Origin of the sequence: Psychrobacter sp. Ps1 (genome assembly GCF_022129425.1) — a bacterium.
Classification (GTDB): Bacteria; Pseudomonadota; Gammaproteobacteria; order Pseudomonadales; family Moraxellaceae; genus Psychrobacter.
In genome coordinates, this window is record NZ_JADQAN010000010.1 from 1 (window position 1) to 24,934 (window position 24,934).

The 24,934-nt window shown below is 43.1% G+C and carries 23 protein-coding genes, 1 tRNA gene and 1 other RNA gene; 8 read left to right on the forward strand and 17 right to left on the reverse strand.

The genetic code is table 11. The features are described 5' to 3' along the window. Positions 1 to 39: 39 nt before the first annotated feature. The 10 genes from rnc to coaD form a co-directional block, all read right to left on the reverse strand. Positions 40 to 846, reverse strand: coding sequence for a ribonuclease III (gene rnc / locus I3249_RS06575; RefSeq protein WP_238069188.1), 807 nt, complete (start codon positions 844 to 846; stop codon positions 40 to 42). A 102-nt stretch (positions 847 to 948) separates the two neighbouring features. Continuing rightward, entirely contained in the window at positions 949 to 1,341 is a 393-nt protein-coding gene (locus tag I3249_RS06580; protein ID WP_238069189.1) for a DUF4845 domain-containing protein, read from the reverse strand. 131 nt (positions 1,342 to 1,472) lie between these two features. Further along, positions 1,473 to 2,375, reverse strand: a complete 903-nt coding sequence (lepB, locus tag I3249_RS06585) for a signal peptidase I (RefSeq protein WP_238069190.1) — start codon at positions 2,373 to 2,375, stop codon at positions 1,473 to 1,475. Positions 2,376 to 2,477: 102 nt separating this feature from the next. Beyond that, positions 2,478 to 4,277 (reverse strand): translation elongation factor 4, encoded by a 1,800-nt coding sequence (gene lepA / locus I3249_RS06590; protein ID WP_101204270.1) that lies wholly within the window; start codon positions 4,275 to 4,277, stop codon positions 2,478 to 2,480. 377 nt (positions 4,278 to 4,654) lie between these two features. Continuing rightward, a tRNA-Met gene (locus tag I3249_RS06595) sits at positions 4,655 to 4,731 on the reverse strand. A gap of 121 nt (positions 4,732 to 4,852) precedes the next feature. Next, positions 4,853 to 5,235: RNase P RNA component class A (gene rnpB, locus I3249_RS06600), an RNA gene on the reverse strand. A 74-nt stretch (positions 5,236 to 5,309) separates the two neighbouring features. Next, positions 5,310 to 6,065: a dethiobiotin synthase gene (bioD, locus tag I3249_RS06605; protein ID WP_238069192.1), complete on the reverse strand. Its 756-nt coding sequence runs from the start codon at positions 6,063 to 6,065 to the stop codon at positions 5,310 to 5,312. A gap of 52 nt (positions 6,066 to 6,117) precedes the next feature. Beyond that, positions 6,118 to 7,476, reverse strand: coding sequence for an adenosylmethionine--8-amino-7-oxononanoate transaminase (bioA, locus tag I3249_RS06610; RefSeq protein WP_238069194.1), 1,359 nt, complete (start codon positions 7,474 to 7,476; stop codon positions 6,118 to 6,120). A 55-nt stretch (positions 7,477 to 7,531) separates the two neighbouring features. After that, positions 7,532 to 7,780, reverse strand: coding sequence for a YfhL family 4Fe-4S dicluster ferredoxin (locus I3249_RS06615; RefSeq protein ID WP_021814308.1), 249 nt, complete (start codon positions 7,778 to 7,780; stop codon positions 7,532 to 7,534). Between the two features lie 95 nt (positions 7,781 to 7,875). Continuing rightward, positions 7,876 to 8,394, reverse strand: a complete 519-nt coding sequence (gene coaD, locus I3249_RS06620) for a pantetheine-phosphate adenylyltransferase (RefSeq protein WP_238069196.1) — start codon at positions 8,392 to 8,394, stop codon at positions 7,876 to 7,878. A gap of 251 nt (positions 8,395 to 8,645) precedes the next feature. On the opposite strand from coaD, the gene smpB reads away from it, so the two are divergent. Further along, on the forward strand, positions 8,646 to 9,122 hold the full coding sequence (gene smpB, locus I3249_RS06625) for an SsrA-binding protein SmpB (RefSeq protein ID WP_057758370.1): 477 nt from the start codon (positions 8,646 to 8,648) through the stop codon (positions 9,120 to 9,122). Positions 9,123 to 9,261: 139 nt separating this feature from the next. Here the strand turns inward: smpB and rarD are convergent, their stop codons facing one another. Continuing rightward, a complete protein-coding gene (gene rarD / locus I3249_RS06630; protein WP_238069199.1) occupies positions 9,262 to 10,284 on the reverse strand; it encodes an EamA family transporter RarD in 1,023 nt (340 codons plus the stop codon). A 241-nt stretch (positions 10,285 to 10,525) separates the two neighbouring features. On the opposite strand from rarD, the gene I3249_RS06635 reads away from it, so the two are divergent. Next, complete coding sequence (locus I3249_RS06635) at positions 10,526 to 10,993, forward strand: Lrp/AsnC family transcriptional regulator (RefSeq protein WP_101204277.1); 468 nt, start codon at positions 10,526 to 10,528, stop codon at positions 10,991 to 10,993. Positions 10,994 to 11,154: 161 nt separating this feature from the next. Beyond that, positions 11,155 to 11,907 carry a hypothetical protein gene (locus I3249_RS06640; protein WP_238069200.1) on the forward strand — a complete coding sequence of 251 codons (753 nt, stop codon included), beginning with the start codon at positions 11,155 to 11,157 and terminating at the stop codon, positions 11,905 to 11,907. Between the two features lie 92 nt (positions 11,908 to 11,999). On the opposite strand, the gene I3249_RS06645 is transcribed toward I3249_RS06640, so the two are convergent. Beyond that, a complete protein-coding gene (locus I3249_RS06645; RefSeq protein WP_238069202.1) occupies positions 12,000 to 12,641 on the reverse strand; it encodes a hypothetical protein in 642 nt (213 codons plus the stop codon). A 10-nt stretch (positions 12,642 to 12,651) separates the two neighbouring features. Next, positions 12,652 to 13,935 carry an ammonium transporter gene (locus tag I3249_RS06650; RefSeq protein WP_238069272.1) on the reverse strand — a complete coding sequence of 428 codons (1,284 nt, stop codon included), beginning with the start codon at positions 13,933 to 13,935 and terminating at the stop codon, positions 12,652 to 12,654. Between the two features lie 346 nt (positions 13,936 to 14,281). On the opposite strand from I3249_RS06650, the gene I3249_RS06655 reads away from it, so the two are divergent. The 4 genes from I3249_RS06655 to I3249_RS06670 all read left to right on the forward strand — a co-directional run bounded on the left by I3249_RS06655 (position 14,282) and on the right by I3249_RS06670 (position 18,778). Further along, complete coding sequence (locus I3249_RS06655) at positions 14,282 to 14,536, forward strand: hypothetical protein (protein WP_238069204.1); 255 nt, start codon at positions 14,282 to 14,284, stop codon at positions 14,534 to 14,536. Positions 14,537 to 14,583: 47 nt separating this feature from the next. Next, positions 14,584 to 17,046, forward strand: coding sequence for a YgiQ family radical SAM protein (locus I3249_RS06660; RefSeq protein ID WP_238069206.1), 2,463 nt, complete (start codon positions 14,584 to 14,586; stop codon positions 17,044 to 17,046). A 309-nt stretch (positions 17,047 to 17,355) separates the two neighbouring features. Beyond that, positions 17,356 to 17,766, forward strand: a complete 411-nt coding sequence (locus tag I3249_RS06665; protein ID WP_134292608.1) for a hypothetical protein — start codon at positions 17,356 to 17,358, stop codon at positions 17,764 to 17,766. Positions 17,767 to 18,202: 436 nt separating this feature from the next. Further along, complete coding sequence (locus tag I3249_RS06670; protein WP_238069208.1) at positions 18,203 to 18,778, forward strand: hypothetical protein; 576 nt, start codon at positions 18,203 to 18,205, stop codon at positions 18,776 to 18,778. Positions 18,779 to 19,271: 493 nt separating this feature from the next. Here I3249_RS06670 and I3249_RS06675 read toward each other — a convergent pair whose 3' ends face one another. Beyond that, a complete protein-coding gene (locus tag I3249_RS06675; RefSeq protein WP_238069273.1) occupies positions 19,272 to 19,652 on the reverse strand; it encodes a transposase family protein in 381 nt (126 codons plus the stop codon). 11 nt (positions 19,653 to 19,663) lie between these two features. Next, complete coding sequence (locus tag I3249_RS06680; RefSeq protein WP_238069209.1) at positions 19,664 to 20,104, reverse strand: transposase family protein; 441 nt, start codon at positions 20,102 to 20,104, stop codon at positions 19,664 to 19,666. Between the two features lie 33 nt (positions 20,105 to 20,137). Between I3249_RS06680 and I3249_RS06685 the strand changes: the two genes are divergently transcribed. Beyond that, a complete protein-coding gene (locus I3249_RS06685) occupies positions 20,138 to 21,346 on the forward strand; it encodes an RNA-directed DNA polymerase (RefSeq protein WP_238069210.1) in 1,209 nt (402 codons plus the stop codon). 76 nt (positions 21,347 to 21,422) lie between these two features. Here the strand turns inward: I3249_RS06685 and ligA are convergent, their stop codons facing one another. Beyond that, positions 21,423 to 23,417 carry an NAD-dependent DNA ligase LigA gene (ligA, locus tag I3249_RS06690; protein ID WP_238069274.1) on the reverse strand — a complete coding sequence of 665 codons (1,995 nt, stop codon included), beginning with the start codon at positions 23,415 to 23,417 and terminating at the stop codon, positions 21,423 to 21,425. Positions 23,418 to 23,782: 365 nt separating this feature from the next. Next, positions 23,783 to 24,799, reverse strand: a complete 1,017-nt coding sequence (locus I3249_RS06695; RefSeq protein ID WP_160021142.1) for a cell division protein ZipA C-terminal FtsZ-binding domain-containing protein — start codon at positions 24,797 to 24,799, stop codon at positions 23,783 to 23,785. Positions 24,800 to 24,934 lie beyond the last annotated feature (135 nt).

Below are 24,934 nucleotides of genomic sequence, written 5' to 3' on the forward strand. Positions count from 1 at the left end.
ATGCTTTGTACTCAACAAAAAACTTGGTAATCCGCCTCTTCAGTTTGATTTGCTTATTTCAAGTTGAGAGTGGGGTAATTTATGTAACTGGTTAATCATAAGCTCTGCTGCTTTCTGTTCAGCAATACGGCGGCTCTCACCAGATTCAGTAATATCAGGGCAGTTATTAATATTGACATGACAACGTACAACGAAAATTTGATGCGGTGCATTACCACGCGTTTCCATGAGCTCGTAGTTGGGCAAGTCAAACTGCTTAGATTGCAGCCACTCTTGCAGCCGACTCTTGGCGTCCTTCAGCGCTTTTTGGTCATTAACATTATCAATCAGATCACCATACCAAGAGAGAACACATTTGCGAGTAATATCCATATCTTGGCTGTCTAAATAGATAGCACCGATCAGAGACTCTACCGCATCGGCCAGTATAGAAGCACGATTGCGACCGCCACCTTTGCGCTCACCTATCCCTAATATAAGATGGTTAGACAGCTCTAAGTTTTGAGCGATAATTACCAACGATTCTTGGCGTACCAATGTCGCACGCATACGCGTTAAGCGCCCTTCATTTTGACTAGGATAACGATGATATAAAGCTTCACCCACAATCATCCCTAACAGTGCATCACCTAAAAACTCTAGGCGCTCATAGTTCTTTTTGCTATCAAATGAGCGATGCGTTAATGCAAGTTTAGGAAGGCTCAAGTCATTGAACTCATAGCCTAACTTACGCGTTAATACTGCTAACCGCTGAATAAATTCTGAGCTAACAACAAGCGTATCAACAGACGTACTATTTTTTTGGGAAGTAGGAACCGCTTGGGAATGTTGCGAAGTTGGTTTCATGCGTGGTTTGTGGTTATCCCTTCTGCTTGACAGATTTAGTTTAATAATATTATTTGATATATTTTATGAAATAATGAAGGTGCTATGTCGTACTATGATGGCTTACTCTGCTGTTGCCATTTCGATGTTACCTTCGAAACGGTTCACAATGTCAACATTGCTAAAAAAGTTATTAGTTACTGCATATTCTTTATAAATAGCCAATTGACCTGTTTTTTTATCGGTAAAAGTAAATACGTCTTCGGCTTTAGTATCGTAATCTGCGTTAATTGATAACTGTTTGTTGACACGTTCAACAAACTGTTTGGCTGTCTCTTTATTATTATTGGCTTCTTTTAGCTGTGCACTTAATACCTTGGTCAGTTGATAGTCACCAATCTGAGCTGGTACGATAGCTACTGTCAACTTAGTCGCAATACCTAAAAGCATAATAATGAGAACAATGTTTGTCACACTGGCGCCGCGCTGCATAGCCAAACCAGATAATTGCTGCATTATGATATCCTTCTAAAGATAAATGACTATTTTGAATAAGTGTATAAATAATAAATAGCTATTAATTATTTAGCAACGATATTAGCATAAAACCATTATCAACAAATCAACCTCTAGACAATCTCATAATCTTAATTGATAGTACCATTACGTTCAAAGGTTGGTAGGTTAAGACCAGGTGGCTTATGCATCCAGATATAAACAGCTTTACCTGCTAGGTTTTCATCAGGAACGAATCCCCAAAATCTACCGTCTGCACTGCGATCTCGGTTATCACCCATCACAAAATACTGACCTTCTGGTACGTCAATGCGCCACTCAGTACCTTCTGACTCAACCACTTCTGGCGATTGTTGCTGCAAAAATGGCGCGTACTGTGAACTGTTCATGCCGTCTAAATAGCGCACGAGATGCTTGTTGTCACCTTGTACTTCTTCAAAATATTGTGCCACATCTTCTTCTTGCTGACCCATTGCAGAAGCACTCTCTTCGGTCAACACTTGCCCTGGACCAACCTGACCTGGTAAGTATAGCTGTGAGGTCAGTTCAGCATTTGCCGCGAAATCTACAGACTTAGTCTCAACAGCTACATCATTGATAGACAGCGTGCCTTGGCTATAGCTTACGGTGTCACCAGGCAAACCGATAACGCGTTTAATATAATAAATGCTCGGGTTCTCAGGATAGCGAAACACTGCCACATCACCATGCTCAGGTTCACCAGTATCCAGCACCTTATTATAGGTTAACGGCAGGCGCACGCCATATGCATACTTATTGACAGCAATAAAGTCACCCGTATATAGCGTCGGCACCATAGACGATGATGGGATATTAAATGGCTCAATTAAAAATGAGCGTACTATCAATACCACTGCTAACACAGGAAAAAAGTCATAAGCCCAGCGGACCAGTAAGCCTTCCTGACCTCGACCACGAGTTTTGCGCTGTTTGAGCGCTAGCTTATCTAACAGCCAAACAATTCCTAGGACTATAGTTAACGGCACTAAAATTAAATTAAAATCAAAATCCATACCAAATTGCCTATTAACGAGCGGCTTATCTAACACCTTTACGATAAGACTCACTACATTTGACTGTTATCTACAATGGCTATCTTAAATTAAGCTCAATGATTAGCTATCAACTTGCAACACAGCTAAGAAGGCTTCTTGTGGAATTTCCACATTACCTACTTGTTTCATACGTTTTTTACCAGCTTTTTGCTTAGACAGTAGCTTTTTCTTACGTGACACATCGCCACCATAGCATTTTGCTAATACGTCTTTACGCATGGCTTTTACCGTACTACGACCAATGATTTGGCTACCGATAGCCGCTTGAATGGCGACATCAAACATTTGACGTGGAATCAGCTCTTTCATCTTCGTAACCAGTGCATTACCACGATAACGTGATTGGGTTTCGTGCACGATCATCGCTAAGGCATCGACTTTATCGCCATTGATTAGTACATCAACTCTCACCAATTTATCAGCTTGATAGCGCTCAAAGTTATAATCTAGCGATGCAAAACCACGTGAAACCGACTTTAGGCGATCAAAGAAATCCATAACCACTTCGCCCATTGGGATATCAAATATCAGCTGTACTTGTCGACCCATAAAACGCATATCAACCTGAACGCCGCGACGCTCAATACATAGCGTCATTACATTGCCTAAGAATTCTTGCGGTACTAAAATCTGACAGCGGGCAATTGGCTCACGGAATTCTTCTATGTTGTTTGGCTCAGGTAGATGTGATGGATTATCTACATAGATTACATCACCGTTCTTTTTCTCAATTTCGTAAATAACTGAAGGCGCCGTAGTAATCAAATCTAAATCATATTCACGCTCTAGACGCTCTTGGATAATCTCCATATGCAGCATACCCAAGAAGCCACAACGGAAACCAAAGCCAAGCGCATCCGACGTATCTGGCTCAAAAAACAGCGAAGCATCGTTGATTTGCAGTTTTTGCAAAGCTTCACGGAATTTTTCAAAATCACTCGAATCCACTGGGAACATACCAGAATAGACTTGTGGTGTGACTTGTTTAAAGCCTGGGATACGATCCACATCAGGGGTCTTAGCATGAGTGATAGTGTCGCCTACTGGTGCTCCGGCAATATCCTTAATACCCGCAATTACAAAGCCGACTTCCCCTGCTTCTAAAACACCCGTATCTACAGGCTTAGGCGTAAAGACACCAATCGAGCCAACCAGATGTGCCTCTTGAGTCGATTTGATATATAATTTGTCACCTTTACGTATAGTACCTTCACGCACCCGTACCAATGAGACCACGCCCAAATAATTATCGAACCAAGAGTCAATAATTAGTGCTTGGAGTGGCGCTTCACGATCACCAGTTGGTGCCGGAATAAACTCTACTAGCGCTTCTAGCAGCTTATCAACACCAAGACCAGATTTGGCTGATACTCGCGGTGCGTCAACGGCATCGATACCGATAATATCTTCAATTTCTTGAATGACGCGCTCAGGCTCAACTTGCGGCAAATCAATCTTATTTAACACCGCCATGACTTCTAAGCCTTGATCAACGGCTGTATAGCAATTGGCCACTGACTGCGCTTCCACGCCTTGAGCGGCATCAACAACCAACAGCGCACCTTCACAAGCTGCTAATGAACGCGATACTTCATATGAGAAGTCAACGTGACCAGGGGTATCAATAAAGTTAAGCTGATAGCGCTCACCATTTGGATGATCATAAAACAGTGTTACTGACTGTGCTTTGATAGTGATACCGCGCTCACGCTCAATATCCATTGAGTCGAGTACCTGCGCCTGCATCTCGCGATCTTGCAAGGCACCGCACATCTGAATAAAACGATCGGCAAGCGTCGACTTACCATGATCAATGTGGGCAATGATTGAAAAGTTACGAATATTGGCTAATGCAGTCACAAAGCGCCTACTAAATTAAGGGTGATAGAGTAATAAAACTAAAAAATAAATACTGTCAGATGCAATTGATAACGTGCTTGTACTCTTTGAAGGTTAACCGTTATAACAAGCCGATCGGGCTAATACTACCGTCTAAAACCTATAGCCAAGCACATTAACTCTTATGCGCAGACATAAAAGAGTATTCTAGCAGTTTTCCACTGCAAAGTAAGGCGATTTTGTTAGAAGAGATGTGACTTGCAGATGAAATGAAAAAAACTTAATACTTATAGAGAATGTCTAGTATATTAAGAACTGATAGGAAATCTTGAGAAGATCATTTATTCTAGGCAAAAAAAAACCAATCTCGATAGATTGGTTTTTCGTACTGCTATATATGGTGGCGATGAAGAGACTTGAACTCTTGACCTCACGATTATGAGTCATGCGCTCTAACCAGCTGAGCTACATCGCCGTTTTAGGCTGCACATTATGCCCAAGCTGTTGACTGCCGTCAACCCCTAATAAGCATTTTTTGTAAAAAAACGAATTTAATTCAGATTAATTACAACTATTACTACAATAAACAGTAAAAAAGGTTTGGTAAACCGATAAGCCGGGTTCTGTCGTGGACAATCATTCCTCTAGGCGTACAATCGCTCGTACGCTCAAGCAACCTACCCGCATCGAACGCGGGCCGCGCCATGCCGATGCCTATTTGGTCTTGCTACGCGTGGAGTTTACCATGCCGTGAACTGTTGCCAGCCACGCGGTGCGCTCTTACCGCACCCTTTCACCCTTACCGATGACATGAACATCTTGCGATACTCATATAAGCCAAAGGCGGTCTACTCTCTGCTGCACTGGTCGTCAAGTTACCCTGCCCAGCCGTTAGCTGGCACGCTGCCCTATGTAGCCCGGACTTTCCTCCCCTGCTCATCTGTTGCCAGTGTGCAGCGGCGATTGCCTAGCCTACCAAGCGCGCTAGTATAACAAACTTATGGCAGAGTGCGAACGTCTTTTGGATTTATTTTTAGCATCAGCACAAATAGGTCAAATAAAACCTTTGGGCAAAGATAAACAATCATTTTCTGACAGCGTTTCGGTATTAAGCATCTCTATACTAACAGACACTTTATTTTTTAGAGACGGTATCTGTACCCAATACGCCTTAGGATAATTTGCAGCTAAATAATTTTGTAGAAAGCCTACGGTGCTATTCGCTATCTCGGTATCCGTATTGTCAGCATTATCATGGATATGATTATAAATCACACTATGAACCTGCAATCCGCGCGACGATATTGCCTCTAAACTGAGCAAAGTATGATTAATACTACCTAATCGGCCTGAGGTCACAAGAATAATTGGATATCCTTGGGCAGCGACATATTCTAATGTAAGCAGCTGCTCGGTGATCGGTACTAACAAGCCGCCCGCACCTTCTAGTAATACCAAGTCATACTCAGCTTGCAATCGTTTGGTGGCATTAGTAATCAGTTCAGGATCTAGCACCTCCCCTGATAAACGAGCAGCTAAGTGCGGTGATGCAGGCTTTTCATAGCGATGAGCACAAGTGGTAAAATCAAGATCACATGGCTGTAAAGGAATGCTCATTAATTGACGATGCGCTATGATATCGTCAGCAATGCTAATCTCGCCAGTATTGGCATTCATCGCCACGCCCGTTTGTACCAGCTTTTGAGTAATGACATTGATGCCTTGCTGCATTAGTGCCTTTGCAATCATACCAGTGGCGTAGGTTTTACCAATATCGGTATCAATACCTGAGACAAATAAAACACTCATAGCTCACCTTATAAAATAAATTGACTGGTCTGTAATGCAGGGAGTTTTATGATTAAACTTTAATACTCGAAGCTGAGTTTGATGCTTGCGCAAGATAAATTGTCACTACATGTAGTAACGATTGGCATAAAATCACAAGCTCATCATTGGTGATGACATAAGGCGGCATGATATACACCAATTTGCCAAATGGTCTGACCCAAATACCATTCTCAATCAATAAAGCCTGAAAGATTGGCATATCAACAGCGTCATTTAACTCAATCACAGCCACTGCACCTAAGCAGCGCACTTCTGCCACGCCTTCTAGCAACACAGCTAGCGCTAGCTGCTTTTCCATAATAGTTTGCATGTTTGCAGTACGCGCTTCAATATCATAAGACATAATCAAATCAATCGATGCACACGCAACTGCACAAGCCAGTGGATTGCCCATAAAGGTTGGGCCATGCATCAGCGCTGGATAGTCACTATTATGAATGGTATCGGCAATTTTGCGGGTACATAGCGTGGCGGCAAAAGTCATATAGCCACCCGTCAAAGCCTTGCCAATGGTCATGATATCAGGGCTAATAGCTGCATGTTCACATGCAAACAATTTACCACTACGCCCAAACCCAGTAGCGATTTCATCCGCAATCAGTAGTACATCATGCTCATCACACAGTTGACGCAGCAATTGTAGATATTCAGGATTATAAAAACGCATCCCGCCTGCGCCCTGAATAATTGGCTCAATGATAAAACCCGCCAGCTGTTCGCCATGCTCTACAAAAAACTGAGTTAATGATTCACGCTCATCTACTGTCAATGCGCGATTAAAGCCAATGGGCGGTGCAGGAACAAAATGCTGCATCGGTAACTGCTTGCCATATAAGCTGTGCATACCATTGACCGGATCACAGACACTCATCGCATGCCACGTATCTCCGTAATACCCTGAGTGGGTTGATGCAAATTGTTGCTTATTTGGGCGCTTGGCAGCCACTTGATACTGCAACGCCATTTTTAGTGCTACTTCTACCGCGATACTACCACTGTCCGCATAAAAAATTGCATCAAGTCCAGCAGGTACAATGTCGAGCAGTTTTTTGCCCAAATCTATCGCTGGCTGATGGGTTAACCCACCAAACATAACATGCGCCATTTTACCCAATTGTTGAGTCAATGCTTCATTCAGTTTTGGATGGTTATAACCATGAACGCTCGCCCACCATGACGACATACCATCGATCAGGCGCCTGCCATCTTCGGTGATGATATAAACACCTTCAGCGCGATCGATTACGATATTAGAATAAGTGGGTGGCAGGCTGGCATAAGGGTGCCAAAGATGTTGCTGATCGAAGTCATTTACGACTTGGATGGATTGCGTGGTTGTTGTTTGCGTGGTTATTGTTTCCATGGTCATCGTATCATCCCTAAAACGCTGTAAATCTCAGCGTCATCAATCGCTTATAAATACTCTATTGACCCGTAATACGTTTGTATTTAGATAGCAGGTCGCTTTCAGTCTCGACATGATTGGGATCGTGAGGAATACAGTCGACTGGGCAAATCACAACGCATTGTGGCTCGTCAAAATGTCCGACACATTCTGTACATAGATCAGGGTCGATGACATAGATATCATCCCCTTCTGAGATGGCTTCATTGGGGCAAGCAGGCTCGCACACATCACAGTTGATGCACTCATCAGTGATTAATAGTGCCATGAACTGTTCCTTATATTTTTGCTTATATCAGTCATATATGGCTGCTCCTTACTATTTTAGCAAGTGCTAACAGCATATCTTTGATGCAGCATTTTTTATTTAATATTTAACTTTTTGTCGAATGCTTGCAAAACACAGGGTGGAACGAATTTATTGACGTCACCGCCAAGCTTGGCAATTTCGCGAATCATGGTAGATGAGATAAAGGAGTAATTTTGAGAGGGGGTCAAGAATACCGCCTCAAAGTTTTCATCAAGCTCACGATTCATATTGGCTAGCTGAAACTCGTACTCAAAATCTGACATCGCTCGCAAGCCACGCAAAACTGCCGTGGCGTTTTTTTCACGCATGAAATCAACAAGTAGACCTTCAAAACCAATCACAGATACCTGCGGTAAATCTGCAAATACGGTTTCGACCAAAGCCACGCGCTCTTCAAAATTGAACAAAGGTTTTTTATGATGGCCTGAGGCAACCGCGATAACAACCTCATCAAATAGGTTGACGGCGCGTGTGACCAAATCTACATGACCATTGGTAATAGGATCAAAGGTACCAGGGTATAGGATTTTGGTATGTAGCTTTGAGGAATTGGGAGAAATAGAGTGGCTCATAGCATGACTGATATAATCGGTAATATTAGGCCATATGCTAGCAAATTTTGCTCAAACTTAATACTTATCTGCTACATTTGTCCTAACAGCTGATTTACCTTTTCATCAGAGGCTTTGATACAATAGACAGTTCGACTCATCCATCTCATAATCGAAATAAAAAACAAGACTAGTTATTGGATTAGGATGAGGAATTAGTGGAACTGATTAAATAAGGAGCCTGTGTTTTAGGTCATCCTTATGGAGAAATTATGTCAAAAAAATCAAAAAAGCCAGATAATCAGATTTGCGCCAATAAAAAGGCGCGTCATGAGTATTTTATCGAAGAAACCTTTGAGGCAGGACTGGCGTTACAAGGTTGGGAAGTTAAGGCCATTCGTGCAGGAAAAATGACGATTACTGAAGCGTATGTCATATTCCGCAATAACGAAGCCTTCTTATTTGGGGCGCACATTCAGCCATTACTATCGAGCTCAACACACGTTAGTCCAGACAGTATTCGTACCCGTAAACTACTACTGAACCGTCGTGAAATCGAGAAACTATCTGGGGCAATCAATCAGAAAGGCTACGCTTGTGTACCGCTATCTTGTTACTGGAAAAACTCATTGGTGAAATGCCAAATTGGCCTAGCCTTGGGTAAAAAGCAGCATGACAAACGTAAAACCCTAAAAGATCGTGACTGGGAACGTGATAAGCAGCGCGGTTTCAAACAGCATTTAGATTAAGCGTTTTTTAATCTATATAAAAAAGGACGACTCAATATTTACTGAGCGTCCTTTTTTTTCGTCTACGATATTTATATATATCACCATACAGCTTTGCTTACCAATAACATTTCATATAAGAACTTGGCAATCCATTCTACTATGCCATTTGCTCTTTCAAGGATAATGCTTTCTTTCTACTAGCCTGACGTAATTGCCTAACACCATGAGCAATCAAACACCCAATACCTAGCCAAATCAGACCATAGCTATAAATCATCGCTGACTCGAACGGATTGCCTAGTACGGTCACTGCCAAAATAAATAGCAACGCAGGCTCCAAATAGCTCATCATGCCATAGACATTGACTGGTAGCATTTGACTGGCATCAATATTGGTCTTCATCGCCAAGACACTGAGCACACCCAAACCTACCAGCATCATGATAAAGAAACCAGAGCCGCTAACCAATACCAAACTGCTTGGGGCAAAGAAGAACAAGTAAGCCAGCGCAAAGGGCGCAAATATCGTTAAATCAACCAACAACCCAGTTACGGCTCCAATTCCCTGCAGTCGGCGTAAAATGTAGTAAATAGGATACGTACCGCATACCCATAGCGTCGCCCAAGAGACACTTTGGGTACGAATAAATTCGCTACCTACGCCTAATGCAGCAAAGGCCACTGCCAACCATTGCAAACGGCTTAGTTTTTCGCCAAAGAGGACACAACCAAACACCACCATCATTAACGGGAATAAGAAGTATCCCATCGCAGTTTGCACACCTTGCCCATTCACTGGCGCCCACATAAACAACCAAAATTGACTCAGAAATATCGGTGTAGGTAATAGCAACCAAGCCCACTGCTTAGCGCCTTTTAACGCTTTCAATTTATCGATGTGCAATCCTAGACGCCCACTTATCATTAAGTATCCGACCAACGCTGCCCACATCGCGAGCATGCGCCAGATAAAAACCTGCGTCCCTGATAATGGCGATAAAAAACTGCTATACGCATAGAGTACGCCAAATAGCACATTGGACAGTATGGCAAAAGACACCCCTAATATTAATGTACGTTGTTGTGCGCTACCTGTCGTCCAAATCGCAGGTAGTGGCAAACGTGCAACAGTCGTTGCTAGCGTATTAGCGAATACATTGGAGAGCATTGAGATAGACATGATAAGCACCGTAGCTATTAATAGATGATAAAAACCAATTGCTAGCTCTTTTTTTAAAGCAGTTCTGATTGGTATAGTCTATTTTACTAGGGTGATTTGATATATTATCTCTATATAAGCTCATTGATGAATAAATATCTCAAATAGATATCATATAAATCGTTATTTTCTTATATTAAAATTTTTAGTGATAATATTTATAAAAATCGATAGAAAACTCTGCTGTTAAGGATGTCCTGATATGAGCCATACTTTAGATAATATTGATAAAGCTATTTTGAACTTGCTGCAAGATGATGCGACATTACCGCTCAAAACTGTCGCAGAGCGAGTGCATGTATCCATTGCGACAGCGCAGCGGCGTATACAAGCGCTAATAGATAGTGACGTGATTACCAAACAAGTCGCCATCGTCAATCCTGACAAAGTGGGTTATGGCCTGACAGCCGTAGTGATGATAGAAATGGAGCGCTCTAATACCTCAATGCAACATCGGTTTGAGCGCTTGATGGATGCGCAATCGCGAATCATGAGCTGTTATGAAGTATCAGGTGATTTTGATTTTATGCTCATGGTAAATGCAAAAAACATGAGTGACTATCATCAGTTCACCCGCAGCTTACTGACTTACGAAAATAATGTGCGCAATTTTAAAAGCCAATTTGTGATGAACTTTACTAAGAGTGGAACTAAAATTACCCTAGATTAATTATAATTAATCCGTCTAAGCTGAAGTTGTCTATCATATGACGATGGATGATAAGTAGCTAAGTTACCTCTAAACCCTGTACGATATCGTTAAACGTTCGCTGGAAATTAAATTCTAATAGCTGATTCATGAGCCTATTTTTTAGACAAGGAAGCCTAACCATGACTGACCATACAAACGCTGATAACAAGAACACGCAAGCGTTACTCAAACGATCAAATCCAAAAATGGTAATAGCAGGTGCTTTGTTTGCTGCGGTACTAGCCAGCTCAGGCTGTGCGACCAGCTCACTATTAGAAAATAGCGGACATATCACTACGAACACGACGAAGCAGATACTGTCTGAAGATCAAATTGTTGCCTTTGGTCGTCCTGCTCAGGCGTTACCAAAAATGCCAAACGCGTCAATGGTTATCGTAGGAGAAAAGAACAGCTACGTCCTCACCCAAGGTGGGACAGAAATGGTGAACTTACTGAGTAATCTCACGCAAAAAAATATTCAAGTGGATAACGACATGAGCTTTCATGTACCCAATAATGATGGGTACTTCCAAGGTGAGATGAAATTGTCTTATGCTAAATTAAAAGATGAATTTGGACGCTCAGATTATCAGTTCTTTTTGCAAAATAACGGTAAAGAGTGCACCTCAGCGAGCGATCAACGTATTGGTGCCCAGCGTTTTTGTTTTAATGTTCCTGTAAAAGGCGCTATCTACCCGCAGGTCAGTAATTTAAGCTTGATTCAGTCAAATTATCGCGCTCTAACCAAGCCTTATACGGTAAGCTTTTATACTCAAACGCAGCAAAAAAACACAAACCGTCATGGACCAAATAGCGCACAAAAACTGGTGCTGCTGCCCTTTGCCCTTGCATTTGATGTAGTGACTTTCCCACTTCAGCTATTAGATAATTAAAATCTATCAGCCAACGCACTGGCTCAACTGAAACCATGAGGTACGTTACGAGGCGATATCCGTACTTGCTCGTAACGTGCCTGCTTAATATCTTAGAATAACTTTTCGACCAATGTTTTCGGGTAATTTTGTTTTGCCTTCTCTGCCGCTCGAAACATCATCTCATCTGCTTCGACAGGGCCTGCAACATCGCATAAGCATACATAAGCCAGCTGCATCAAATTATTTAACAGGTGCTCATTATCAGGTACAGACGGGCGATTGCCTTCCAAAAACTGACTGATGTTAAGACTATGCCCTTTGAAGGTGCGCTCTTGCGAAACAGTTTGGTGCATGGTCAGAAATAGATTGCGACTTTCTGTTTCTGATAGCTGGCTACGCAGCGCTTCTATGACAGTATAAAACGCCAAAACTAGCTCAGATACAGGGATTGGCGCTTTGATTGCTTTATTATGACCATTATGGCTATTGTGACTATCAGACTCAATTGTCTGCTGACTGTCCGCTTGCAACGTAGCCCAAAAGCCTTTCCTAATATCAGACTTATGAGCTTGCAGCTCAGGATAGCGCCTTGTCGCATCCAAGACGCACTGTTGCATCATTTTTACAGAGACAGTCGAGTATCGCTGCCACTGTGATTTAAGCAGCCGCACCTCTTCAGGATGTAGATAATCGGCAAGTACTTCTGCCATCGCAGTCACAGCTTGGTCTACGGATTGAGTATCAATGTTCATCAGCTCTCTCCTATAAATGCCGCTCAGTTAAACTCTTGGAATCAAACATTTGCTTCTGAAATTCAGGGTAACCAAGCTCAGCATGCTCGGTATAATCAAGGCCACGCTGCTCATGTAATCGGCTTGCTTTTAACCCGAAGCTTAGATCAATCAGCTTATACATCACTAGCCCCAATCCCAGCCCCCAACATAACGCCACGCCAACACCCAGCGCTTGTACGCCAAGCCGTGATAAGTTAAACAAATCTCCTGTATAAAACAATCCTGCTGCGAGCGTACCCCATGCCCCGCCAAAACCATGTACTGCCACTGCCGAGACCACATCATCTACCTTAAATTTTAATAGCGCTTGCGATGATAAAATATATACGACAGCAGCAATGCCACCGATAATAATGGCAAAGACAGGCGTCGTCGTCGCACAACCTGCAGTAATCGATACCAGACCAATCAAACTGGCATTGACACTATCGCTCAGTAAAATGGCTTTGTTGAGCGATCGGGAGATAAGCATATAGCTCACCACCGCACTGACTGCTGCGACAAAAGTATTGACTGCGATTAAACCAATATTGCCCGTGATAGATAATGTCGACCCAGCATTGAACCCGAACCAGCCAAACCATAAGATAAATCCGCCAAGCGCCAGCAACGTCATGTTATGCCCTGCGATGAGTCTTGGCGTACCATCAGGGGCAAAGCGGCCTAGCCTTGGACCGATAACCAAGATGCCTGCCAATGCCAACCAGCCACCGATAGAGTGCACGACAGTAGACCCAGCAAAATCAATAAAACCAAGCTCAGTTAGCCAACCAGTACCGCCGAAATAACCACCCCACACCCAACTGGCAAATACAGGATAGATAAACAAGCAGATCAAACATGCTGCCACCGCATAACCAATAAAAGAGACGCGCTCTGCCATCGCACCACTAGCAATGGTCACTGCTGTCGCTGCAAACATCATCTGAAAAAACATCAATGCCCAGTCCATATTGGATAACGCGACTGGCATAAAGTGATCCGTGCCGACAAATCCGGAGTGATTGGTACCCATCATCAGCCCAAAACCCACCAAGTAGAACGCTAGACCGCCGATACACATGTCAGTGTAATTTTTCATCATCACGTTTACCGCGTTTTTCGCTCGTACTGATCCGCTCTCAAGTAGAGCAAAACCTGCCTGCATAAAGAACACCAATACCCCGCCCCAGATAATCCAAGCGATATTTTGATATTCGAGCAGCTGTGCCACGGTCAATGTGTCGGCCTCAGCAGCTTGGGCGCTACCCATTGCTGCAAACAATACTGTACTTAGCACCAGCCTATTACTTAGCGATAGTTTTAATGGTTGTAATAGTTTTAATAATGTCTTTATCGTGTCCAGTCCAACAGATGATGTTCTCATTTTATCTCCAAACACTTATCCAGCTATTCAAATGTTATCGATGCACTATTTTTACTCATTGATGCACACAAATAAGCCCTAACAGGGTTGGAGCAAAACCTGTGCCAAAATCTATTATTAGCAATTAAAGCAAGTTAAAAATGCAAGAGAACAAATGACCAGTTTCAGAAAAAACAGTATTTTGATAATGATGCTTGCAACGATATGAGCATAAATTGAACTAGGACAGAGAATGCTCGTTAACAATAAGTTTTATGAAGCTGATAATGACCTTTATAGAATTAGTGATGAAAATAACAGCGTGACAGTTATAGCTAAGCTATTTTTACTATTATCTCGTGGTGCTGGCAGCTTACTTTGCATGAGCAGTTTATCTCACGCTATCAATAACTTATCGGCAATCGCCACTCATAGAATAGGTCGCATAGTGAAGGCGATTCATGTTAAAATGAGCGCTTTTAAATTCGCCTTTATTATCATTGGGTAATAAGGGCTGTATTTTTAGTGCCATTTTTCTAATTAACAGGTCCGCCCATGTCTGCCGATACCATCGCCCGCACTGCCTTTAAACAAGGCACCAAGCCACTTTACGATTATGACAAACACTGGGCGAGCTGCTACGAGCCAGCGCCTTATCTGCCGATGAGCCGCAAAGAGATGGACGATCTAGGCTGGGATGCTTGTGACGTCATCATCATCTCAGGTGATGCCTATGTCGATCATCCAAGCTTTGGTATGGCGATTATCGGTCGCTTGCTTGAGTCGCAAGGCTTTCGTGTTGGTATCATCGCGCAGCCAGATTGGAAGAGCAAAGACGCCTTTATGGAATTGGGCAAACCCGTCTATGCGTATGGCGTGACCGCGGGCAACATGGACAGCATGATCAACCGCTATACCGCAGATCGTAAAATCCGTAGCGATGATGCTTACTCTCCTGGCAATGTAGCAAACAAACGCCCTGACCGCGCAGCTATCGTCTATAGCCAGCGCTGCCGTGAAGCCTATCCTGATGTGCCAATTATCTTGGGCGGTATTGAGGGCAGTCTACGCCGTATCGCTCATTATGATTATTGGTCAGACAAAGTCCGCCGTAGTATCTTGCTGGATGCGCGTGCTGATGTCTTACTATATGGTAATGCTGAGCGTGCGATCGTCGATGTGGTACATGGTCTGTCTAAAGGCTATAGCTTTGAGCAAATGAGTAAACTGCGTGGCACCTCTTATCTGTTGACACCGACTCGCCGTCATTGGCAATCGGACATGACAGAAGTCGCCAGTAATGATGTTGATACCGTTGGCCGTGTCGATCCAATCATCAACCCTTATGTGATGACCGAAGACGTTGATAGCTGTTCAATTGAGCAGAACAAACCATCGGACTCGCCTGTTGGCCAAGCCATGCCGTCATCTATGTCATCGCAATATCAGGGCTTCGTCGCTGAGCCAGTTGCCAATAAAGTCATCAACGCCAATCAAGTAGACACCGACACGCAAGTAGTGCAAATGCGCGGCTTTGATAAGCCAAAGACCGCACGCAAGCACAAGATCAAGATGCCGCCCCGTGAGGAAACGGTGATTCGTCTGCCTGATTATGAGCATGTCAAATCGGACCCTGTGCTTTATGCTCATGCAAGTCGTATTCTGCATTTAGAGACCAATCCAGGTAACGCCCGTGCGCTCGTGCAACGTCATAGTAGCGGTGCTGGTAACTCGCATACCTCTATCGACGTTTGGCTCAATCCGCCACCAGTGCCACTCTCGACAGAAGAGATGGATTATGTGTTTGACTTGCCGTATGCACGCCTGCCGCATCCAAGCTATGGCGATGCGCGTATCCCTGCTTATGACATGATTAAATTTTCGGTCAATATCATGCGCGGCTGTTTTGGTGGTTGTACCTTCTGCTCGATCACTGAGCACGAAGGCCGTATTATCCAGAGCCGTTCAGAAGATTCGATCTTGCGCGAAGTAGAAGCGATTCGAGATACCGCACCGAACTTTACTGGTGTGATATCTGATCTTGGTGGCCCGACTGCTAATATGTATCGCCTCAGCTGTAAAGACGAGACCATTGAGAAGAACTGCCGTAAGCCATCTTGTGTCTATCCTGACGTCTGCGAAAACCTGATTACCGATCATAGTAATTTGACCAAGCTATATCGCAAGGCACGTGATATCAAAGGCGTGAAAAAAATCCTGATTGCTTCAGGCTTACGTTATGACTTGGCAGTAAAAGATCCTGAATATGTGAAAGAATTGGTCAGTCATCACGTCGGTGGTTACCTCAAGATTGCGCCTGAGCACTCTGAAGAAGGTGTGCTATCGAAGATGATGAAACCTGGCATGGGCAGCTATGATCAGTTCAAAGCCATGTTTGAGCAGTTCAGCCAAGAAGCAGGCAAAGAGCAATATCTGATTCCTTACTTCATCGCCGCCCATCCGGGTACCAAAGATGAAGATATGATGAACCTTGCGCTTTGGCTCAAAAGTAATGGCTACCGTGCTGACCAAGTACAGGCGTTTTATCCAAGCCCAATGGCGACCGCGACTACCATGTATCACACGCACAAAGATCCGCTACATAAGGTCAGCCGTGATGAAGGTGACATGGATATCGTCAAGTCTGGCAAGCAGCGCAAATTGCATAAAGCGTTCTTACGCTACCATGATCCAAAAAACTGGGTATTATTACGTAAAGCCTTACAAGACATGGGTCGTAGTGACTTGATTGGTAAAAACCGTGGTTGCTTGATTCCACCATTTAACGCCAGTTTAGAAGGGCGTGATGCCGCGCAAGATACTTACCAATCAGCGCGCAAAAAGAATAGCCGTGTTGGCAATGACTCAGTGAAGCGTAGTAATGGCTCGTCAAACAACAGTGTGTCAGCTAAAGGTGCAGCGGGTAAAAATGCTGTCGGTAAAAACAGTAAGAAGAAAGTCAGCAAAGGCAATTTCCAGACTCAGCATACTGGTCTGCCACCGCGTAAAACTAAGTAGTGTTCATAGTATAGAAATGCATGCTCAATCTAGAGCGTGTTAAGTAAAAAAAGCGCCTATCGGCCACTCGTTGATAGACGCTTTTTTATGCGCTAATTTTATAGACGCGCACTTCATAGCTAACACGGCTTACTTTTCACCATGTCGCAAATTGCAAGTTACATTAGACAGCGGTTGGGTAACGAAGCTAACAGGTAATGAACAATTTCTAACATTGAAATAGTTCGTTTTCGCTACTATAACCCTCATATGCTAAACGCATCATTAAGAACAAGTAAATGACATCAGCGAAAAGCTTTGGAGAGCACTATGAAAATGATAACTAAAATTGCGACCACCCTACCAGTCCTTGCCTTATTGAGCGCTTGTGCGACTACCGCACCCACTACCCCAGATGCAACTGATACGCCAGTTCCAGAAAAAGTAACCGCTGCCTATGATCGTATGGCACCAGCACCATACACCTGTACCGATGACAGCAAAATCATGGCAAAGCAATCTATCAACAAAGAACAAGTGATGCTCAACGCTACCTTACCAAAAGTAAAATGGGCCGAGCAGCCAATCATCCTAAACGGTAAAGTGAAAGGCGAAGTCGCAAGCTATGTAAACGACTCAAACCCAGAGGTCGTCTATGCATGGCACATGAAAGGTGACAAAGGTATTTTTGCGATGAAGTGGGCTGATGGTAAAGAATACCAAGTAAACTGCCAAATCTAATCAGTTAAAGATACGCTCATATCGTAATAGACAAGTAGTCGTAATAGACAAAAAGCAGTCATTAAATAGTGGCTGCTTTTTTATGCGTGTTCGTTTGATACGTGTATAAAGGTGGCTATAAAAATCAGTATCAGATAGATAGTTGTATAGTCAGTTCAATATAATTTCGATGCAAGGAAACCGAGTGCAAGTTATACATCAGTATGCTTAGCGAGGATGACGATGTAGCGGATTTATATAGACTTGACTATATAGTTGATTCAATTTAAAAGTAGTACAAGGCAGCCGAGCGCAGTTGTAACTGTGATACTTCAAGCGAGGTTAACGCTGTCATTCTTTTATAGAGGATTGGACTATATCAAAACTTACCATCTAATGTATTTCGCTAGAGAAGCACCAAGAAAGCTGTCAAAATAGCAGGTAGAGCAAATCAATCATGACCAACAATCAAAAGGGTAACTCGATGGCAAAGCGTCTGATAAGTATGATGGTAATTGCAACGGCAAGCATGTGGGCGCTGACAGGCTGCGATAACGCTACCGATTCTATCGATGCCGCTGAGCAAACGTCTGAGACAGCAGCAGACTCTTCAACACCAGAAGGCAAACCAGCAGCCGACACCATCGATTGGTCACTGGTAGATAGTGGTGAAAAGCCTGCTGACCCTACCAACTATAAGTATCCGTTTGCCATCGATAGTCAAAACGTCCGAGACTATGCAGATTACTTCAAAGTGGACGCTGCGACTGCTCAGCATAATCTGACGGTGAGCATGGCAAGCAACGAAGCACTATCGAAAGCATTAGATCAACTCAGCGAAACCTATGTCTCACACGAGCTAACCGATGGCAATGAGATGACGCTTATCATCCATACCACGCCTGATGTCGCTGCCAGTCGCTATGATTATGTGCTGTCTGATGACTTTGCCAAAGGGCTGGTACTACCTATCGTGATTCAGCCAGATGGTAAAAAAGGTGATGCGAAGGCGCATGGAGAAATGGTGGAGTAGAAGTTGAGTTTTACTTCTCTAAGCTAATAGTAATTCCACTAAAAAAACCATATAGATTTTATAGACAAGGAAGTCGATGTTTAAATCATATTATCAACACTATCATTCACTTAGCCCACAGGAAGTTTATGAGGGTTTATTAAGTTATGGAATGTTTAGCGACAATTTACCGTCTTTCTTACAATCTGCTGATTTTTTTGCTTGGTGCAAAGAACAAAAGGACTCTACCTTTCAGAAAAAAGAAACGACTCCTGTCTATTATGAAAGCATCAGAAATGTAAATATACCCAGACTTATTACAATTCCAAATCCTATAGCATATAGAAACCTCTGTTTAAATTTGAAAAATAACTGGGATGATATCCTATTACATTTTCAAACCTATACAGATAACCAAGACTGGAAAGTAAGTAGAATTCATATAAGGAAAACTAAAAAAAATAAGAAAATCTTAGTCTTAGGAAAATATGACACATTAGACCTCTTGCAAAAGTCAGATATTAAGCTCAAGATTTACCAGTCCTGCGAACAGCTTCATTCTTAAATCATAACGTTGACGTCGATTACGGTAGCGTTCAGCCACAATTTTGAATAGCTTAATCAGCCCTATTTTATGCTCAACCAGAATACGACATTTTGCCAAATATTGATTGGCCTGTTTGCAAAGCGCTAGCAACTCACCGCCTTTTGGTTTCTTAAAGGGGATAAAGGTCTGATCGTGTAGCTTGGCTATACCTTGATAACCGCTGTCTGCTAGATAGCTGGTGTTTTTAGGCAGCCAATCAGGACAAGTTTGTTTATAAAGACTAAAGTCATGTACTGAACCGTTGCAGGTTTGCACATCCAATATCAATCCTGTTTGCCAATGTACGATGACTTGCGCTTTTAAGGTATGTTGTTTCTTTTTTCCACTGTAGTACTGTTTTTGGTTTTTTTTGGCCGTTCAATGGGCGTTTCGGTGGCATCAATGATGACTGCTGACCAATTGATATCCTCAGGCTTACCGTGTGGCAGTTTTCGTGGCAAATCAAATCTGCCTGAGTGGATAAGGATGTCTTCTACTCTTCTGACAATGCGACTGGCAGAGGACTCATGAACGTTGAAGTCCACACCAATATGATAAAGGGTTCGGTATTCACGCCAATAGGTCAGTGCGAGTAAAATCTGCGTCTCTAAGCTAAGTTCACTTGGACGACCTGATTTGGTCTTGGAAGCTTCATGCTCTTGCATGGCTTCTAGCATTTTCTCAAAAGTGGCTTTGTGGATGCCAGTATAACGTTTAAAACCTGCATCGCTCTGTTCAAGTAGTTTGGCTATATTTGGCATATCTTTTAAATATTTAGGGTTCAGTTATAGTCTTTGAGTCTTGAAACTACTTTTGCAAGAGGTCTATTAAGAGTTGTAAATCGCCAGATAGATAAAGAACAACTATTCGATATGGGTTTTTCAGACTATAGGGAAGACGATGATCCATTATTAAAGTTTAAAATTAAATCAAGATTTCAAGCACATGCAGATATATCTAACTGTTTTGGCAGCATATATACTCACTCTTTAACTTGGGCAGTTGCTGGCAAAGCTAATGCAAAAGTCAAACGTAGCGGATTGTGGTTTAATGAACTAGATACACTTTTGATGAATACGAATAATGGCGAAACACACGGTATTCTAATAGGTGCACATGCATATAATTTAGTGTCTGAAATTATATTAGTAGTAATTGACCATCAATTAGTTAAAAAAGGTTATAAATTTATAAGACATATTGATGACTATGTTTGTTTAACAAAGAACTATGAAACGGCAGAAAATTTTTTAGCAGACCTTTCTCATGAATTACGGAAATTTGGTCTAATTCTTAATGGTAAGAAAGTTTCTATAGAAGATTTACCGGCGACAAAAAATTCAAGTTGGATTGTTGATATTTCTAACCATCCAGTAAGTTTAATAAGTTACCTCAATTATAATGTCATGGTTAATTATTTAGACTTTCTATTGAGTTTACTTAAGAAAAATGACGATGATGCCACTATATTAAATTATGGTATAAAGGTTATAACTGGAAAAAGAGCTTCTACTAATGCTGTTGAGTACCTGATTGATACGGTTCATCATTTGGTTATGATTTATCCATACCTTGTTGGTTTACTTGAGAATCAGTTATTTGAGAGATACGAAATAAATATCTCTACAATCAAAAATATATCTGAGAATCTTCTTCATTATGGTACTGAGCGTAATAGTTATGAACTTGTGGCGTACTCAATATACTTTTCATTGAAATACGACTTTGAATTCGATATAAACTCAACTCTTTTAGAAAAAACTGGCAGTCTAGATGACTGCTTGACATTATTACTTGCCTATTTATATGATAAAAAGAAATATGGAGTCCGCAGCAAAGCGGTTAAACAGCATAAAGTCGTAGCTAAACATCTTTACAGTAATAACGAAGATGATTATTGGCTATACTACTATGAGGTTCTACCAGCTAATGATTTGAAAGATTACTGGAGTAAAATGAAAAAGGACAAAATTAGTTTCTTAAAGCAAGTTTTCAATAGCTAGAATAGTTATTCGTTAGAAACCAATATCGGTGGGTTTCACTCTTACCAACCCACCCCATCATTCAAACTCTACACTTTTACACCTCTGTCAACATCGTCAAAAACTCTTCCTCAGCTACAATTTTGACGCCCAGTTTTTCCGCTTTGGTCAGCTTAGAGCCAGCCTTATCCCCTGCCAGTAGCGCAGTGGTTTTTGCCGAGATGCTGCCTGAGACTTTGGCACCTAATGCTTGTAGTTTGGCTTTAGCCTCATCACGCGCCATGCTATCGAGCGCACCTGTGATGACCCACGTTTGCCCATCGAGTGGTAGCCCTTCTGAGGCGACCTGCTCGACCTTATCCCAATAGACGCCAGCTTCACGTAGTGCAGTAATGACTTCGATATTATGCGGCGCACGGAAGAACTTATATGTCAGCTCGGCGGTGATTTCTCCAACATCTGGGGTTTTTATCAAAGTCTCAATACTGGCTGCCATCAGACTATCTAAATCACCAAATTGCTGGGCAAAGTTCTGCGCCGTACCTTCACCGACACCGCGTATACCGAGTGCATAGATAAAGCGAGCCAATGTCGTATGCTTGCTGGCTTCGATAGCGTTAATGATATTTTGTACCGATTTTTCACCCAGTTTTTCAAAGGTGACCATCTCATCTGCATGATTGTGCAACTGATAGATATCAGCGACGGTTTTGACCAGACCATGCTCAAAGAAGCTAATCAGCCAACTTGCGCCAAGCCCATCAATATCCATCGCACGACGTGAGACAAAGTGAATAAGCGCTTCTTGCTGCTGCGCTGGGCAAAACAGTCCGCCCGTACAGCGTGCCAATGCTTCGTCTTCTGGCAAGACGACAGGAGAGTCACAGACAGGACAAGTCGAAGGTAGCGTGACCAGCTCGCTATCGGCTGGGCGCTGATCGTGCCAGACACGAGTGACTTTTGGGATGACATCACCTGCACGGTGAACGCTGACCGTGTCGCCTGCGCGCACATCTAAACGCTGAATTTCGCCAAAGTTGTGCAAAGTGACATTACTGACAGTGACGCCGCCGACTTTGACAGGCTCAAGCTTACCAACTGGTGTGATTTGACCCGTACGGCCGACTTGCCATTCGATATCGTTGAGACGCGTCATCACCGTTTCGGCAGGGAATTTATAGGCAGTCGCCCAGCGCGGCTCGCGAGATAAAAACCCAAGCTGCTGCTGTAACGCAAGGCTGTTTACCTTAATCACCATGCCATCGATTTCAAATGGCAGATCGCTACGCCCTTCTATCACTGACTCATAATAGGTCTGCGCGGCGCGTGGATTTGCCACCACTTCTACGGCGCTGACCGTAAATCCAAGCTCGGTAAGCCATGCCAACGCCCCTGACTGAGTGTCGATAGTATCTGGCAGTCCTTGATTGACCGAATATCCATAGAAAGCTAATGGACGACTTGCTGCTATCGCTGGATCTAGTTGACGTAAGCTACCAGCAGCAGCATTGCGCGGATTAGCAAAGGTTTTACCTTCGTTTTCTTCTGCCAGTCGATTGAGACGCTCAAAGCCTGCCTTTGGCATCAATACTTCACCGCGCACTTCTAGCAATTCGATATCAGCAGCATCGGCTATCCATAGTGGCAAATTACGGATGGTTTTAGCATTTTGGGTAATATCTTCACCTGTCTGCCCATCACCGCGCGTGACCGCTTGGACAAATTTACCGTGCTCATATTTCAGTGAGACAGCTAGCCCATCAAGCTTTAGCTCCATCTCGTATTCAGGGTTTTGCTGCGAGTCGCTGAGACGATCATTGACGCGATGCATAAAGGTATGCAATTCGTCATAATCAAAGACATTGCCTAGCGACAGCATCGGAATGTCATGCGTGACTTGGGTAAAGGCCGATAGTGGCATATCGCCGACTTGATTGATTGGGCTATCTGGCTGCACCAAATCTGGATATTCTTCTTCAATCTCAAGCAACGATCGACGTAATTGATCGTACTCGCTGTCTTCTAAAATTGGATTGTCGAGCACATAATAGGCATAGTTATGCGTCTTAATCGCTTCAATAAGCGCACGCATTTTTGAGACAATCTCTGCACTATTATTGGTACTACTGTCAGTCGAACTAGGCACATTAGATTTGGCAGGTGCTTGGTTTTCTACTTGAGCAGATAGGTTTTTAGAGTTATTTGATGAGGTAGAGTCAGTCATAGTCGGCGTCTTTTTTGCAATTCGAGATGTCGATATGATAACAAGTTTGTAGGAAGCTCGGTATAGTCAATCCTATATAAATCAAATACCATGTCAGGCTTGCTCAGTCTACTATGGTTAGCACTTTGCGGAAACTATAGCCCAATAAAAAAGGCAAATAACGTTAATCGCTATTTGCCCTTTTTATGATTTCTGCTATTAAGCAGCTTTTAACTTTTGTAGCTTTTAAACTGTTAGCCCTCATAATCACGGACTTGATTACGTAGCTGCTGCTTGTATTCAGGCGTGATTGGTTCGTTCTCTTCATCCAGCATAATCGCGTCCAGATCGCTTGCCATCATATAAGCAATGCTCATCATACTATCAAAGCTGCGCACGGCTTGTGGATGGGGCAATGATAAGAACACGACGACACCGTTATAAGTGTTGGTCGCAACACTATGCGGATCAAACGGTGCGATACCGCTATCAGTGATGCCCATCATGCTAAACCACAACATACCCGTGCCGTCTTTTTGCTCATAGCGATGGAACATATTCATCGCGCCATAGCGTAGACCGTATTTATCAATCAACGCTAGCAGGTCACGACCACGGATAATCGCCGCTGGACGATCGCGATACTGGTGCGGCAAGATGGTGATATTGATATTGTCTTTGGCATTAATCAACGGGCCGTTTTGCGCATCATCACCTGACTCTGATAGATGCTGATCCAGTATCGGGCTATTGTCATCGAAGCTTGGCTCTTCTGCCGTATCGATGGTTGGCATCAGGCTATCAGTAGCTGACATTAGGCTAGAGAATGCATCAGGCTCTTGCTCGATATGCATCTGATCGGCGACTTCTACAAACTCCGCACTATCGGCACGGCGCTGCTCTTCTTGCCAGCGCGCGTAGTCCGCTTCATCGATGACGTCATGTTCATCAGTTGCTACGTGGTCACGCTCAGCCGTTAGTTGAGCGTCAACGTTGGTATGCGCTTGCGTCAATGGCTCTTCTTCAACCACAGCATCTAAGTAACTACGATCTGGACCGATGCTCGTCTCGCCTGCGACTGTATCATCGAGATCTGGCTGATCGACGATGTTGCGCTCGTGACGCGGTATGATCGGAATACCATTTTTATCATAATTGACCGCAGCAGCTTCGGTAGCACCGCGGCGCTTAAAGCTACGAATGACCATAAACAGCCCTGCGAGCACGATAAACGCGGCAATGGCAATCAATATAAACTGAATAACGGTCATGATAAATACATCCTAGTATATATAACAAAAGGGAATACACAAACGAGCATAAATGGCAATATTCTAGCATGGCTGACCTATATCGTCACCACATTGTGTACTTTATAACCAGTATGCTGGACTGAGGTCAAGCTT